This window comes from Streptomyces sp. YGL11-2, assembly GCF_050054615.1.
GTDB lineage: Bacteria > Actinomycetota > Actinomycetes > Streptomycetales > Streptomycetaceae > Streptomyces.
In genome coordinates this window covers 68,945-83,008 of record NZ_JBNHIN010000015.1, presented here as the reverse complement: position 1 = coordinate 83,008, position 14,064 = coordinate 68,945, and the positions used below count along the sequence as shown (strand labels likewise).

Below are 14,064 nucleotides of genomic sequence, written 5' to 3'. Positions count from 1 at the left end.
GTGATGGGAGGGCAGGCGGACAGCACCCGGCGGCCGTCGTCGGGTGGGAAACGCGTTCGCTGTCCGTCAGCTCAGGAAAAGACGCCCATGCGGTCACCTTATGGAGTCGAGGGAGACGATGCGGCCGGATTGTCGAACGGTCCGGCGCCGACTGGGCCGGGCACGGAAGTGTCGGGCCAGCTCCCGCCGTTGCGCCAGTACTCCTGGATCTCTTCCAGGTGGCGGCCCTTGGTCTCGGGCGCGGTGAACGCGGCGAAGACGAGGGCGGCGAGCGCGAGCACGCCCAGACCGGCGAAGGTCGCTGCGGCGCCCGCCCTGGCCATGAGGGAGGGGAAGAACTGGGCGATCAGCAGGTTGGCCACCAGGTCGGCGGTGAGCATCACCGATGCCCCCGTGGAGCGCAGTTGGGCGGGGAACGCCTCGCTCGCGTAGACCCAGATCAGCGATCCGAAGCCGAAGTTGAAGGCGGCGGTGAACAGGAGGATCGCGCCGAAGCCCACCCACGTGGTGGCACCGTGCAGGTCTCCCATGCCGAAGACCACGGTCAGGACGGCGAGCATCACCGCCATCGTGCCGATACCGCAGAGCAGCACCACCCGGCGGCCGATGCGGTCGATGATGAGGATGGCGAGCACCGCCGCGGCCAGCGAGGCGAGTTCGACGAAGGAAGGCAGCAGGAAGTTCTGTCCGCTGCCGGTGAAGCCCATTTCCTCGAAGATCTGCGGGCTGTAGTACGTGACGGCGTTGATACCGGTGATCTGGCAGAAGAAGCCGAGGCCGACGACGAAGAACGCGGCGCGGGCGTACGGCTTGCGCAGCAGCGAGCGCACCGAGCCACCGCTCTCCGCGGCGAGTGCGGCCTGCACCGAGGCGACCTCGGCGCGCGGATCGACGTCCGGGTCGGTCGTCGCCATGACCTCGACGGCCCGTTCCGTTTGTCCCTTGAGGACATACCAGCGGGGCGTGTCCGGCAGGCGGAGCAGCGGAATCATCACCAGTGCCGCGGGAATCGCGGAGAGGCCGAGCATCCAGCGCCAGTGACCGCCTCCGGAGAGGCCCCAGTTGACGAAGTAGGTGATGACGATGCCGACGACGGTCGCCACCTGATACGCGGCCACGGAGGCGCCCCGGATACGAGCCGGGGTGGATTCGGCGACATAGAGCGGGGCGGCGACGATCGAGATGCCGATGGCGACGCCGAGCAGGAACCGGACCGCGTCGAGCGTCTCGACATTGGGGGCGCCGGCGGACAGCGCGACGAACACCGCGTACGAGCCGGCGACGATGAGCATCGCGGCCTTGCGGCCGAGCGCGTCGGCGAGCTTGCCGCCGATCAGCGCGCCGAGAATCGAGCCGAACACCAGGACGCTGTTGACCAGCCCTTTTTCGGTCTCGGTGAGGTGGAAGTCCTTGCTCAGGAAGACGAGGGCACCGGAGATGCTGCCGGTGTCATAGCCGTAGATGACGCCGACGACGGCGCCGGTGAGCGCGAACAGCCGGCCGGTGCGGCGCGCTGTCGTGGACGACGGCTGGGGCGGGGGTGTCGCGGAGAGCGGGGCAGTGGACATACGGAGTCCTTTGTGCGGCGGAACGTCCTTGCTGCGTGTCTGCGGAACTGCGTGCGGAGTCTCGGGGCACTGCGTCACGGGCCGTGGACGAGCCACATGACTGATCTTGCGAATATCAGGCATCTTTCACGCAGCTGTCAACAGTCCATCACCTCCTTTTGGCCATACCCGTTCCCACCCCGCCTCCAACCAACACGACAAGACAGCCCACCCCCAGTCCGCGATCCCCTCTGCTGCATCCACCCGCACGAGGGATGGATCAGCGGGACGGGACTGCGTAGAGTCGATTGCAACGAACCAGAATCTTGCAGTTCCACGCAGCACCATCGACACCCATCGACCACACGATCACGGAAGGGCAGGTCATGAGCGAGACCTCGTACATGGAGCAGGAGCTGCGCAGTCAGCCGGAGACCTGGCGGGAGGCCGCGCGGATCGGCGCCGCCGGCGGCCCCCTGCCCGCGGCCGGCCGGCGCGTGGCCGTCATCGGATGCGGGACCTCGTGGTTCATGGCGCAGTCGTACGCAGCACTGCGCGAGGGCGCCGGCCTGGGGGTGACGGACCCGTTCCCCGCTTCGGAGGCGTTCTTGGGCCACCACCGCGGCTACGACGCGGTGGTGGCCATCACGCGCTCGGGGACGACGACCGAGGTCCTGCGCGTACTGGAAGCGGTCAAGGGGCGCATCCCGACGGTGACGATCATCGGCGATCCGGAGACACCGGCGGTCACCCTCTCGGACGAGACGGTCGCGCTGCCCTTCGCCGACGAGCGGTCCGTCGTGCAGACCCGCTTCGCGACCACGGCGCTGACGCTGCTGCGCGCGCATGTCGGCGAGGACGTCACCCGGGCGGTGCACGACGCCGAGGAGGCGCTTGCGGCGCCGATCGAGAAGGAGTGGGTGGACGCCGAGCAGTTCTCGTTCCTCGGCACGGGCTGGACATACGGCCTGGCCAATGAAGCCGCTCTCAAGATGCGCGAGGCATCGCAGAGTTGGACGGAGTCCTACCCCGCGATGGAGTACCGCCACGGCCCGATCGCGATAGCTGCACCGGGCCGGGTGACCTGGCTGTTCGGCCGGGCGCCGGAGGGACTGGAGGCCGATGTCGTACGGACCGGTGCGCGCTTCGTGTGCCATGCCCGCGATCCGCTCGCCGACCTGGTGCTCGTGCACCGAGTGGCGCTGGAGCGGGCCCGCGCCCGCGGCCTGGACCCCGACAACCCGCGCAGCCTCACGCGCTCGGTGATGCTCCACGAACCGGCCGCGTCCTAACCCACCCCCTCTCCCTACCCACCCCTCCCTCCTCCCCCACCAACTCACCCCTTCCACAAGGGAGTCAGGACCCCATGCCTCTAGTCCCCACCTCGGCCATCGTCGACGCCGCACGCGAAGCGGGGGTCGGTGCCGCGGCATTCAACGTCATCCATCTCGAAACCGCCGAGGCGCTCGTCACCGCCTCCGAACGTACGGACATCCCGCTGATCCTCCAGATCAGCGAGAACTGCATCCGCTACCACGGCAGCCTGCTGCCCATCACCCGTGCCACGCTCGCCCTCGCCGAGCACTCCACCGCCCGGATCGCGGTACACCTCGACCACATCACCGACACCGAGCTGGTCCACCAGGGAGTCGCGGCCGGTGCGGGCTCGGTCATGGTGGACGCCTCGGCGCTGCCCTACGAGGAGAACGTGTCCACCACGGCCGCGCTCACCGCCTGGTGCCAAGACCGGGGCGTCTATGTCGAGGCAGAGCTCGGCAAGGTGGGCGGAAAGGACGGCGTGCACGCACCGGGCGTACGCACCGACCCCGGCGAAGCCCTGGCCTTCGTCCGCGCCACCGGGGTGGACGCGCTCGCCGTCGCCGTCGGCTCCTCGCACGCCATGCACGAGCGCACCGCAGAACTGGACAAGGACCTGATCGCGGCGCTGCGCGCGACCCTGCCGGTGCCGTTGGTGCTGCACGGCTCGTCCGGCGTACCGGACGACGAACTGCGTCGCGCCATCGCCGCCGGAATGACGAAGATCAACATCTCCACACATCTGGTCTCCGTCTTCACCCACTCGATACGGCGCACCCTGGACGCCGACCCGGCCCTCGTCGACTCCCGGAAGTACGTCAAGCCGGCCCGGGAAGCGGTCGCCCAGGAGGCGGCACGACTGCTGGGCGTACTGGGCACCCCGGCGGCGGTCCCCGATCTGCGTACCGCCGGGGTAACGGCCCGGGGGTGAGGAACCGGCGCGCCGGAGGGGTGAGCGGGAGGAATCAGGCACAAGCAGGCGGCAACAGTCAGGAAGGAGGAAGGAAGAAGGAGGCAAGGGGAGGAACGGTCGTGGAGTTCGATCCGCACTGGGCGACACGGACATACCCGGTGAAGCCATCACCCTGCTGTCCGCGGCGTTCATGGCCCAGAGCGCCGGCGCGGCATGCGAACCGCTGGCCCGCAGATTGCTTCCAGGGGCACACGATGCGGGGGAGCCGGGCCATGGTCGTTCGTCCCCGACGGCGGCGGCTGGATCCGCGACGGCGAGCACAGCCCCCGGCAATCGCCGCTCGGCAACCATGTGCCGAGGAACAGCGCCTGGCACTGGTTCGATGCCTGTCCCCAGGCGCGGTTCGACGAGCGGCACACAGAGACGAACGGCGCGCAGCAGAGAGCAAGGGCGGGTGGACAGGTGACAAGCCCGGGGGCATCCGGAGCGAGGAGCGACGGGAGCAACGCGTGGCGGGACGGGCGGGACGGTGAGCGGCGGCACCGATGAATGACGGAAGCGATGAGCGACGGGAGTGATCGGTGAAGGATGAGATGTTCGGTTCCGGCTCGGGTGGTGGGGACGTCGGTACGGCCTCATGGAGGCGGGCCCCGGGATAACCGGGGCGGGGGGCGCGAGGGGCATTGCTCGGCCCGCACCGTGGTCGGTGGAAACGAATTAGGCTCGCGCCATGAAGCGCCATGAACGAATGAACGCACTGCTTGAGCTGCTCGGGGATCGAGGCCGGGTGGATGTCGAGGAGGCGGCGACCGAGCTGGAGGTCTCGGCTGCCACGATGCGGCGCGACATGGATGCCCTCGCCGAGCAGCAGCTGCTGACCCGCACCCGGGGCGGGGCGGTGCTCAGCTCGGTGGCGTACGACCTTCCGATTCGGTACAAGCACGCACACAGGTCGGCGGAGAAGGAGGCGGTGGCAAAGGCGGCGGCGAAGCTGGTCGAGCGTGGGGATGTCGTCGGGCTGAGCGGTGGGACGACGACCACCGCGATCGCCCGGGTGCTGGCCACCCGTCCGGACTTCGCGGAGGCGGGGCCGCAACCGCATCTGACGATCGTCACCAACTCCCTCAACATCGCCAATGAGCTGGCGGTACGCCCGCAGATCAAAATCGTCCTGACGGGCGGCGTGGCACACTCGCGGTCGTTTGAACTGGTGGGCCCTTTCAGCGAGTTGGTACTGCAGCAGATCTCCATCGACATCGCGTTCATCGGGGCCAACGGCATGGACCCGATGATGGGGGCGACGGTGCACGACGAGGCGGAAGCCCGGGTGAACCGCCTCATGGCCGAGCGTTCCCGGCGTGCGGTGGTGGTCGCGGACTCGTCGAAGATCGGCGAGCGCTGCTTCGCCAGGGTCGGCGACGCGGATGTCTTCGACACGTTCATCACGGACGGCGGAGCGAAGGAGTCGACGCGCCGCGAGTTCGCGGACCGTGGCCTGAAGGTGGTGACGGCTCGACCGTCCGGGGGCGATTGAGCGAGAGGGGGGAGGGGAGGGGGGCGGGGGGAGAGAATGCGGCGGAGCCTGCGTGCCCCTGGGGTGATGTGACGAATACGCCCCGTATCAGGCCGTTTCGGTTCCCTGATTGCGGGCGCGGTCCGGTTGCGAAATTATCGCTGTTGCGTGTCCGATGCACTGTCGTGGGGTTGCCAGGGCTGAATTCCGGCGGCTGCCTATGCAGAATGGGGCGGAGCCACGGGACGTCCATCGCGGGGCTGGGGTAGTCGGCCTGCCCGTCCCCGTTGGGGGAGTTTTCCATCAGAAGCAGCACGAACAGCCAGGGCGGCAGGGACTTCGAGGCCGGCGGTGATCGCCGGGCCACCGGGACCGCCGGCGCTGTCGGGGGGAGAGATCACATGCGGAAGATCGTTGCCATGGCGCTGACGGGTGCGGCGTGCGCGGCGTCGCTGACGCTGTCCATGGCGTCGGAGGCAGTGGCCGCCGAGCAGGTGCCGCGGTGTGTGAAGGTGCGGAAGTTCTTCAACCTGGGCGAGCAGCGCTATGTACGCCTGACGAATCTGTGCGCCAAGCGGCCGGCGTGCTACACCATCGTCATCCCGCACCGGGCCGGTCCGCACGGCAGGCTGCCGCAGGGGGCCACGAAGGACGTGCGGTACGGGACGGTTGCGGGGCCGCGGGCCTTGTACGTCAAGACCGTTCCCTGCTGACGGCCGGACCTTCCCTGCCGACGCAATCTTCCCTTCCCAGGCGCCCGGTCCCCTTCGAGGCGCCCGGTCCCCTTCGAGGCGCCCGGTCCCCCTTCGAGACACCTGTTCCCCCTTCGAGACACCCGTTCCTTCTAGCGAGCGCCTCCCTGCGGAAGGACCTTTCCCCGAAAGGGTCTTTCCCTGGAAGGACCATTTCCCGCACACACCGCCCCTCGCCGCGTACGCCCCTCCGCTCCTGGCGAGCCCCTTCCCGGCTGTCGAACCGTTCCACGGCGGGGCGGGCAGGCACCATCGAGGACGTACGCTCGCCCACGGCAGCCGCTGATCCAGGAGCCGCGGTAGCGCGGCGACTCAGGCGCGCAGTGTGATGCCGTCGAGGACCATGGAGAGGTACTGGCGGGCGATCTCCTCGGGGCTGTGCCGGCCCTGCGGCCGGTACCAGCTCGCGGCGACCCAGACGGTGTCGCGGAGGAAGCGGTAGGTCAGCCGGATGTCGAGGTCGCCGCGGAAGACGCCTTCGGTGACGCCGCGTTCCAGGGTGCCCAGCCATGCCGTCTCGAACTTCCGCTGGGAATCGGTGAGATAGCCGAAGCGGGGCTGGGTCGCGAGGTGCCGGGCCTCCTTCTGGTAGATGGCGACGGCGGCACGGTGCCGGTCGATCTCCCGGAACGATTCGGTGACCAGGGCCTCGATGGTCTCGCGGGGGCCGAGGTGCGCGGCGAGCACCGCGTCGTAGCCGGCCCACAGTTCGTCTAGGAAGGTGGCGAGGATTTCGTCCACCATCGATTCCTTGGAGTCGAAGTGGTAGTAGAGGCTGCCCGCGAGCATTCCGGCCCGGTCCGCGATACGGCGGACGGTGGTGGCGTTGTAGCCCTGGTCGGCGAACACCTCGGCCGCGATGGAGAGGAGTTCGCGGCGGCGGTCGGGGGAGGTGGGCGCGGGGGTCGCTTTGGTGTTCTTGGCGGTTGGCACGTGGCTATTGTCGCGCGGCGCCGATCGGTGACGGCCGGCATATCTTTTACTTGTAAAACACCTGCTAACCTTTTGGTCATGGGGAAGCACGCCAAGCCTGCCGCGATCACGAGGAAGCTGAGGAAGAGCCCGAAGGACTCCGAGGACTCCGAGGGGTCGAAGGACTCGGAGGGGTCGAAGGACTCGGAGAGCGCTGAGCACTCGAAGACCCTGAAGCACGGGGAGAAGGCGGAGCACACGAAGTACTCCGCGAGTGCGTCCGGCGCGCCGGAGGCGGGGCTGCCGGGTGCGGTGCGGGTCCGGCCGCTACCGGTCCGGAGCACGGTGCGGCTGCGGCGGCCGGTCGACATCTGGCACAAGCCGGCGCTCAGTGCGGTGGTGGCGATGGCGGTCCCCGATCTGACGCTGTTCGCCCTGGGGCGGCTGGATCTGGTGCTCTACACCTCCGCGGGCGCGATGTGCGCGCTGTATGCGCACGGGCTGCCGTACGCGGCGCGGGCCCGGACGCTGTCGTGGGTGGTGCTCGGGATGGTCGCGAGCCTGGCCGTCGCGCTGACCGCGGCGTCGCTGGTCGGGTCGGCCACGGTGCTGGTCGTGCTGGCGTCCCTGATGGCCGCGGTGCACAAGATGGTGTGCGATGCGACGCGGATCGGGCCGCCGGGGAATCTGATCCTGACGTTCATCGCGGCGTCGGCGTTCTTCGTGCCGCAGCGGCTCGCGGAGGTGCCGGCGCATCTGGCGCCGGCGCTCGGCGCCGGGGCGTTCGCGTGGCTGGTGTGCATGGCGCCGGCGCTGGTACGCCCGCGGGGGCCGGAGCGGATCGCCACCGCGCGGGCGCTGGAGGCCGCGGTCGGGTTGCTGCGTACGGGGCCCGGGGCCGCCATCGACCGGGCGGCGGGGACGGGAACGCCACGCGGTAACGATCCGGCCGGGGTGGCGCAGGCCCGGCACGCGACCGCGGCGGCGGTGAATGCCGCGTGGCACACGCTGTTCCTGGTTCCGGTGCGTACGGCGCAGCAGGCGGCGGCCCGGGCGGGGCTGGAACGGCTGCTGGCGCAGGCCGAGTCGGTGCTGGGGGACGCGGATCCGCCGGGCGGCGCCGAGGCCGCGGCGGAGCGCTTCGGCGGGTGGGCGCGGGAGTTGCGGAGTGGGCGGCCGGCGCCCGAGGTGCCACTGTCCGCGGCCCAGGCGGAGGAACTGGCCGGGGTGGCGGCGGAGGCCGGCATCGGCCGTGCCGCCGGCGGTCTCCGCGCCGCCCCGCCCGCCGGCGACCGCCTCGTTCCCCCCTCCCCCGGTCTGCGCCGCCCCGCCCCCGGGCACCCCCACGGCGTACGGGCGGTGCTCGCGCGCCTCGCGCCCGGTTCGCCGCTGCTGCCCGTCGGGGCGCGGGTGGCGGTGGGATGCGTGCTGGCGGGCTGGGCGTCGATGGCGGTGGGGGTCGGGCATCCGTACTGGGCCGTGGTGACCGCGGCGTCGATCTACCAGGCCAACACCACGCTCTCCTGGCAGCGTGCGGTGCAGCGCACGCTCGGGAACCTGCTGGGGCTGGTGCTGTTCACCGCCCTGCTGCCGCTGATCCACACCGGGCGGTTGACGATGATCGCGCTGGCGCTGGCCTTTCAGCTCGGCGCGGAGGCCACGATCACGCGGAATTACTGGCTCGGCTCGGTGTGTGTCACGCCCATGGCGCTGCTGCTGACCGAGTTCGGCAGGCACCTGCCGGCGTCGGCGCTGGTCGCCGACCGGTGGATCGACACCGTGGTGGGGGCGGCGGTCGGGCTCGCCTGCTGTGTGCTGGTCACCAACCGGCGGGCCGCCGACCGTATCGACGGCGCGCTGCAGCGGCTTGCGGCGGCCGAGGCGGCGGCGTCCCGGCTGCTGGCCGCGGGGCCGGGGGCAGAGCCGGGGACGGTGCCCGGGCCGGGGACGTCCTGGGCGTCGGCCCTGGTGGCGGACGAGGCGCGGGAGGCGGGCTGGGCGCGCGACCGGCTCGCCGGGTGCCTGGTGGAGCTGCGGGAGGCGGTCGATGTGGCGGCCGGCGAGTGGTGGCAGCGGGCGCTGCCCGAGGAGCGGATCGCGCGCGCCGAGCAGCAGGGGCACCGGACGCTGGCGGGCTTGGTCCGGCGGCTGTCCGCGCCGGCGCTGGCCGCCTGACGTGCCCGTCCGCCCGGCGCGGCGGCGGGTGCCGGGTGGCAGGCACAATGAGGACAGGGCCGTCGCCAGGACCGGGCGGACGGCCGTACGGCATGGCCGGTATGCGGGGTGTACGGCCGTACGACGCTGCCGGGACAGGGGCGGTACGAAGGTGCCGAGAGGAGAGTGCGGGTGACCGAGGACATCGTCGCGGGGGTGCTGCGCCAGTGGCAGCAGGTGCACCCCGGGCTGGACACCGGCCCGATGGCGGTGATCGGGCGGCTCAACCGCTGTTCCGCGCTGCTCCAGCAGGCCGCCGACGCGCCGCTGCGGAAGGCGGGGCTGACCCGGCCCGAGTTCGACATCCTGGGCACCCTGCGCCGGATGGACCGTGAGCTGACACCGGGCCGGGTGGCGCGCGAGACGTTCGCCTCCGGGGCGGCGGTCACCAAGCGCGTACGGCAGTTGGAGGAGCGCGGGCTGATCAGCCGGCGGCCCGACGACCGGGACCGCCGGGTCGCGCATCTGTCGCTCACGGCGGAAGGGCGCGAGACCATCGACCGGCTGCTGCCCGAGCAGTTGCGCTACGAGGCGGCGCTGCTGGCCGGCATCGGGGACGAGCGGCAGGAGGAACTGTCCGCGGCGCTGGGCGAGTTGCTGGTGGTGCTGGAGGGCCGGCTGGGGAGCTTGATGGAGTGACGTGGGTCTGCGGGCCTCCGCGGGGAGGGCGGGCACTCCCCGCAGCGCGCAGCCCCGCAGCCCGCAGCCCCGCAGTCCCGTTGCCACTCCGGCGCGCTTCCGCCGCTCCGCCCGGACCGGACTCCTCAACTCCCCGGACCGGACTCCGCACTCCCCCGGACCGGACTCCTCACTACCCCGCGAACGGCTCGTCGCTCCAGCGGAACCACGCGGCGTCGTCCTCGATGTGCAGCAGGAACTCGGCGACGGGGCCGGCCGGGGCCACCAGCCGCACGCCGTCGGCGGCGCGGCTGTAGGCGTCCTCCCAGGCCGTCGGGTCGTCGTCGATGGTGTCGAGGAGGGCCAGTTCGCGGGTGAAGTGCGGCTCCAGTTCGGCGAAGGCCGGGCCGGGGGCGAAGCGGCCGTTCAGCCAGGGGAAGTCCGCCTGGGTGACGGTGATTTCACCGACCATGTCCGGGCCTCGCTCCACCCGCCAGATCTCACCGATGTACGGCATTGCTGCCTCCCCTTGGTCCTGCTGGTGACGCGCGTGAGCGCCCGGCCGGGTGTGGCGGGGTGCAGGTCATGCGCGACGGTCGGACGTCAGGATGGCAGACGGCGGGAACACGGCGAGCGGGTTCCGGTATTCCGCCAGAGGTCAAGTCCACCGCCGGTCGCAGATGGCCGGAACACCGTTCGGGAACGCGGTTCTGGAACGTTCAGGAACACTGTTACAGAGCGGCGTTCCCGAGCGGCGTCCCCGATCGGTGTTACGGGGTGTCCTCCCGGGGCCCGTCCGCCGGTGGGGTGCGGTCGCCGAAGAGTCCGGCCAGGTGGCGGTCCAGGATGCGGAGCGCGTCGTCCGGGCCGTGCACGCCGAGCAGGACGTAGACGGCGAGGCCGTCGGTGAGGCTGATCAGCAGCATCGCCTCGTCCTCGGTAGCCCGTTCCGGCGGCAGTTCGCCGCGGTCGGCGGCCAACCGCAGCTGGTCGGCGAAGAAGGCGCGGAGCTTGGGGATGCCGTCCCGGGCCTCGGCGCCCAGGGCGGGGTCGTGGACGGCGCGGGAGTAGTAGGCGGCGCCGACCAGGAGGCCGGTGCGGCTCTCCTCGTCGAGCGGGAGCATGCCGGACAGGCAGGCGCGCAGCACGGCCTGGGGTGTGGGCTCCTCGTCGAGGGCCTCGATGCGTTCGCGGATGCGGTCGGTGGCCAGCTGGTTGATGTGCCGGAGGGCGAACAGCAGCATCTCGTCCTTGGTGCGGAAGTAGTGCTGGAGCCGGCCGAGCGAGATGCCGGCCTCGGCGGCGACATCGCGCAGGCTGGCGCTGTCCACGCCCCGGGTGCTCGCGATCCGCCAGAGCGCCGCGGAGATCTCCTGCCGCCTGGCTTCGCGATCCACCTTCTTGGGCACGGGCGGCCTCCCTTCGTTGCTGCGTGGTGCGGCTTGCCGTCGCGCCGCCCCTCGGTGACCGGCCCGCTTTTACAAGTCGCTTGTACCGTTATAACGTACCGCCATCCAATACGAATGACTTGGAAAACGGTGACCCCTCATGCCCGAGCACGCCGCCGCCGCGCTGCTGCGCCCGCCCCGCCACCGCGTCGATCCCCGCGCCCGCAGCTGGTGGCGGGTCCAGGCGCTGCTGACGCTCAGCGGTCCGATGCTGCTGACCGCGCTCGTGATGGCGGTGCTCTCGCTCCTGTTCTTCCCGAGCGCGCTGTCATGGCTGGGGCCGCTGCTGCTGGTCGTGCTGGTGCTGCCGGCGGTGGGCTATCTCGTGGTGATGCCGCGCTGGCGGTACGCGGTGCACGCCTGGGAGCTGGGGGACCGCGCGGTCTACGCGGCGGGCGGCTGGCTCTGGCAGAAGCGGCGGATCGCGCCGCTGTCCCGGGTGCAGACCGTCGACACCGTGCGCGGCCCGATACAGCGGCGGTACGGGCTGGCCACGGTGACCGTCACCACCGCCTCCACCGCGGGCGACATCAAGATCGCGGGCCTGTCGTGCGCGGACGCGGAGAAGCTGTCCCGGCGGATCGGCGAGGTCGCGCAGGACGTGCCGGGTGATGCCGCGTGAGTACCCCGCAGGGTCGCGACCCGCACTCCGGCTCGCCGGCGGCCACCGCCGCCGCGCCCGCCCCCGAGTGGCGCCGCCTGGACGCCCGTACGCTGCTGGTGCACTGCGGCTGGATGGGCGCGCCGCTCGGTTCGCTGGCGCTGACCGCACTGGCCACCGGCGGCCGGATCAGCCCGGGTGCCTGGATCACGCTCGCCGCCGTCGCCGCCTCGTTCGCCGTGGTCACCGCGCTCGGGCTGATCCGCTGGGCCCGTACGGACTTCCGCGTCACCGGGGAGACCTTCGACGTGCGCAGCGGGCTGCTGACGCGGCGGCTGCGCAGCGTGCCGCTGCACCGCATCCGCACCGTCGACCTGACCGCGACGCCGCTTCACCGGCTGCTGGGGGTCACCGTCCTGCGGGCCGGTACGGCGGGCTCGGGGGAGAGCTCCGGCGAGCTGTCGCTGGAGGCCCTGACGGTGGCCGAGGCCGACCGGCTGCGTACCGAGCTGCTGGCGCGCGCGGGCGCCGGGGAGGTCGCCGAGGATCCGGTGCTGGCGCGGATCAGCTGGCGCTGGCTGCGGTACGCGCCGCTGACGTTCTGGGTCGTCGGCGGAGTGTTCGTGGCGGCCGGGTCGGTCTACCGGGCGCTGCACGAGATGGGCATCGAGCCCTGGAAACTGGGCTTTGTGCAGCGGGCGTTCACCGAGTTCGGCAACGGGATGCTGTGGCTGACGATCCCCGCGGCGCTGCTGGCGATCATCGCTCTGGGGTCGGTGGGCGCGGTCGTCCTGTACGTCGAGAACTGGTGGAGCTACCGCCTGGAGTGGTCCGACGCGCGGACGCTCCAGGTGCGGCGGGGACTGCTCACCACCCGGTCGGTGACGATCGAGCGAGCCCGGCTGCGCGGGGTGCTGCTGCGCGAGCCGCTGCTGCTGCGGGCCGGCGGCGGGGCGACGGTCCGGGCGGTGGCGGGCGGCCTGGGCAACAAGGAGGAGAACCGCAAGCGCAGCGGGTTGCTGCCGCCGGCGCCCCGAGGGGAGGCGGTGCGGGTGGCGAGCGGGACGCTGCGCTCCCCGTTCCCCGACGCGGAGTCGCCGTACGGCCGGCGGGACGTGCAGCTGCTGCCGCACCCGCGGGTCGCGCTGCGCCGGCGCCGGGTGCGCGGGCTGGTGTTCGCGGTGCTGCCGGGGACCGTCCTGCTGGCGGGTCTCGGGGCGGCGTTCACTCCCGTCCTGCTGCACGCGGCGTGGATCTACGCGGTGCTGAGCACGCCGGTCGTGCTGTGGCTGGCGCGGGACGCGTACCGGAATCTGGGGCACGGGATCGCCGGCCGCTACCTGGTCACCCGGTCGGGCACGTTCAGCCGGGACACCCTGGCCCTGCGGCGCGAGGCCGTCGTGGCCTGGACGCTGACCACGTCGCCGTTCACCCGCCGGGCCGGCCTGGTCGCGCTCACCGCGGCGGTCGCGGCGGGCGAGGACGGCTATCGCATTCCGGATCTCGCGGAGGCCGACGCCCCGGGATTCGCGGCGGCGGTGGCTCCGGGGATCCTGGACGAGTTCCTGGTGCACCCGTCCTGACGGTGATCCGGATTGCGGGGTTCCGGACGATCTCGGCCGGCATGACGCAGATCACACCCCTGTCGCGTGCACGGCAGGCGCGGGCGCAGCGTCCTACTTGATGACCGTGCCCATGACCCGTGCGCCGACAGCCGTGAGGAGCAGCCGCGATGAACACCGCCATCGACCAAGCCGTCCAGGTCCGACTCCTCGCGACCTCGCTCGGCTCGCATGCGGTGCCCGCGGTGCTGCACTACCAGCGCGCCGATCCGCTGGCGGTGCGGATGTCCTTCCCGCCGGAGATCTCGCTCGACGGCGCGGCGGTGGACTGGGCGTTCGCCCGTGAACTGCTCGCCGAGGGGCTGCGGATGCCGGCCGGCCGGGGCGACGTACGGGTGCGGCCGTCGGGTCCGGAGCGCACGGTGATGGAGTTCCACGCGGACGAGGGCATCGCCATGGTCCAGCTGAGGACGGAGGACGTGCGGCGGTTCCTGGCCCGCTCGTACGAGGCGGTGCCGGCCGGGCGCGAGCAGGAGTACCTGGGCGTGGAGCGCGGACTGGCGGAGCTGTTCGGCACGGCGTGACGGGCCGCTCCCGTCGGGGCACGGCGGCGAACGGGGACCGCTGAGGCGGAGTTCGCCCGCTGGTACGGATATGCGGAACGGGC

At 71.6% G+C, this 14,064-nt stretch carries 13 protein-coding genes; 9 read left to right on the top strand and 4 right to left on the bottom strand.

What is annotated here, in order from left to right:
• Nucleotides 1–98: 98 nt before the first annotated feature.
• Complete coding sequence (locus tag ACO1BR_RS18940) at nucleotides 99–1,691, bottom strand: sugar porter family MFS transporter (RefSeq protein WP_426796245.1); 1,593 nt, start codon at nucleotides 1,689–1,691, stop codon at nucleotides 99–101.
• Between the two features lie 242 nt (nucleotides 1,692–1,933).
• Between ACO1BR_RS18940 and ACO1BR_RS18935 the strand changes: the two genes are divergently transcribed.
• The 4 genes from ACO1BR_RS18935 (at nucleotide 1,934) to ACO1BR_RS18920 (ending at nucleotide 6,003) form a co-directional block, all read left to right on the top strand.
• Complete coding sequence (locus ACO1BR_RS18935) at nucleotides 1,934–2,839, top strand: SIS domain-containing protein (RefSeq protein ID WP_426796244.1); 906 nt, start codon at nucleotides 1,934–1,936, stop codon at nucleotides 2,837–2,839.
• Nucleotides 2,840–2,913: 74 nt separating this feature from the next.
• A complete protein-coding gene (locus ACO1BR_RS18930; protein WP_426796243.1) occupies nucleotides 2,914–3,795 on the top strand; it encodes a class II fructose-bisphosphate aldolase in 882 nt (293 codons plus the stop codon).
• A 712-nt stretch (nucleotides 3,796–4,507) separates the two neighbouring features.
• A complete protein-coding gene (locus ACO1BR_RS18925) occupies nucleotides 4,508–5,311 on the top strand; it encodes a DeoR/GlpR family DNA-binding transcription regulator (protein WP_426796242.1) in 804 nt (267 codons plus the stop codon).
• Nucleotides 5,312–5,691: 380 nt separating this feature from the next.
• Nucleotides 5,692–6,003 carry a hypothetical protein gene (locus ACO1BR_RS18920; protein ID WP_426796241.1) on the top strand — a complete coding sequence of 104 codons (312 nt, stop codon included), beginning with the start codon at nucleotides 5,692–5,694 and terminating at the stop codon, nucleotides 6,001–6,003.
• A 351-nt stretch (nucleotides 6,004–6,354) separates the two neighbouring features.
• Here ACO1BR_RS18920 and ACO1BR_RS18915 read toward each other — a convergent pair whose 3' ends face one another.
• On the bottom strand, nucleotides 6,355–6,975 hold the full coding sequence (locus ACO1BR_RS18915) for a TetR/AcrR family transcriptional regulator (RefSeq protein WP_426796240.1): 621 nt from the start codon (nucleotides 6,973–6,975) through the stop codon (nucleotides 6,355–6,357).
• Nucleotides 6,976–7,053: 78 nt separating this feature from the next.
• Here ACO1BR_RS18915 and ACO1BR_RS18910 point away from each other — a divergent pair, with 78 nt between their 5' ends.
• Together ACO1BR_RS18910 and ACO1BR_RS18905 are read left to right on the top strand one after the other, a co-directional pair.
• Nucleotides 7,054–9,129, top strand: a complete 2,076-nt coding sequence (locus ACO1BR_RS18910; RefSeq protein ID WP_426796239.1) for an FUSC family protein — start codon at nucleotides 7,054–7,056, stop codon at nucleotides 9,127–9,129.
• Nucleotides 9,130–9,300: 171 nt separating this feature from the next.
• A complete protein-coding gene (locus tag ACO1BR_RS18905) occupies nucleotides 9,301–9,807 on the top strand; it encodes a MarR family winged helix-turn-helix transcriptional regulator (protein WP_159507111.1) in 507 nt (168 codons plus the stop codon).
• Between the two features lie 172 nt (nucleotides 9,808–9,979).
• On the opposite strand, the gene ACO1BR_RS18900 is transcribed toward ACO1BR_RS18905, so the two are convergent.
• The gene (locus tag ACO1BR_RS18900; protein WP_159507112.1) at nucleotides 9,980–10,303 is read right to left on the bottom strand and encodes a hypothetical protein; all 324 of its coding nucleotides are present in this window, start codon (nucleotides 10,301–10,303) and stop codon (nucleotides 9,980–9,982) included.
• A 253-nt stretch (nucleotides 10,304–10,556) separates the two neighbouring features.
• A complete protein-coding gene (locus tag ACO1BR_RS18895; RefSeq protein WP_426796238.1) occupies nucleotides 10,557–11,195 on the bottom strand; it encodes a TetR/AcrR family transcriptional regulator in 639 nt (212 codons plus the stop codon).
• A gap of 139 nt (nucleotides 11,196–11,334) precedes the next feature.
• Between ACO1BR_RS18895 and ACO1BR_RS18890 the strand changes: the two genes are divergently transcribed.
• From ACO1BR_RS18890 to ACO1BR_RS18880, 3 genes are all read left to right on the top strand, one after another.
• Nucleotides 11,335–11,856 (top strand): PH domain-containing protein, encoded by a 522-nt coding sequence (locus ACO1BR_RS18890; protein WP_426796237.1) that lies wholly within the window; start codon nucleotides 11,335–11,337, stop codon nucleotides 11,854–11,856.
• The gene (locus ACO1BR_RS18885) at nucleotides 11,853–13,418 is read left to right on the top strand and encodes a PH domain-containing protein (RefSeq protein WP_426796236.1); all 1,566 of its coding nucleotides are present in this window, start codon (nucleotides 11,853–11,855) and stop codon (nucleotides 13,416–13,418) included. Before ACO1BR_RS18890 ends, ACO1BR_RS18885 begins: the two co-directional genes overlap by 4 nt.
• A 149-nt stretch (nucleotides 13,419–13,567) precedes the next feature.
• Nucleotides 13,568–13,981, top strand: coding sequence for an SsgA family sporulation/cell division regulator (locus ACO1BR_RS18880; RefSeq protein WP_426796235.1), 414 nt, complete (start codon nucleotides 13,568–13,570; stop codon nucleotides 13,979–13,981).
• The last annotated feature ends 83 nt before the right edge of the window (nucleotides 13,982–14,064 follow it).

Coding starts and splice junctions, on each gene's coding strand:
- ACO1BR_RS18890 (WP_426796237.1), top strand. CDS start 11,335: ATGCCCGAGCACGCCGCCGCCGCGCTGCTGCGCCCGCCCCGCCACCGC.
- ACO1BR_RS18880 (WP_426796235.1), top strand. CDS start 13,568: ATGAACACCGCCATCGACCAAGCCGTCCAGGTCCGACTCCTCGCGACC.
- ACO1BR_RS18900 (WP_159507112.1), bottom strand. CDS start 10,303: ATGCCGTACATCGGTGAGATCTGGCGGGTGGAGCGAGGCCCGGACATG.
- ACO1BR_RS18930 (WP_426796243.1), top strand. CDS start 2,914: ATGCCTCTAGTCCCCACCTCGGCCATCGTCGACGCCGCACGCGAAGCG.
- ACO1BR_RS18935 (WP_426796244.1), top strand. CDS start 1,934: ATGAGCGAGACCTCGTACATGGAGCAGGAGCTGCGCAGTCAGCCGGAG.
- ACO1BR_RS18940 (WP_426796245.1), bottom strand. CDS start 1,691: ATGCCTGATATTCGCAAGATCAGTCATGTGGCTCGTCCACGGCCCGTG.
- ACO1BR_RS18925 (WP_426796242.1), top strand. CDS start 4,508: ATGAAGCGCCATGAACGAATGAACGCACTGCTTGAGCTGCTCGGGGAT.
- ACO1BR_RS18920 (WP_426796241.1), top strand. CDS start 5,692: ATGCGGAAGATCGTTGCCATGGCGCTGACGGGTGCGGCGTGCGCGGCG.
- ACO1BR_RS18910 (WP_426796239.1), top strand. CDS start 7,054: ATGGGGAAGCACGCCAAGCCTGCCGCGATCACGAGGAAGCTGAGGAAG.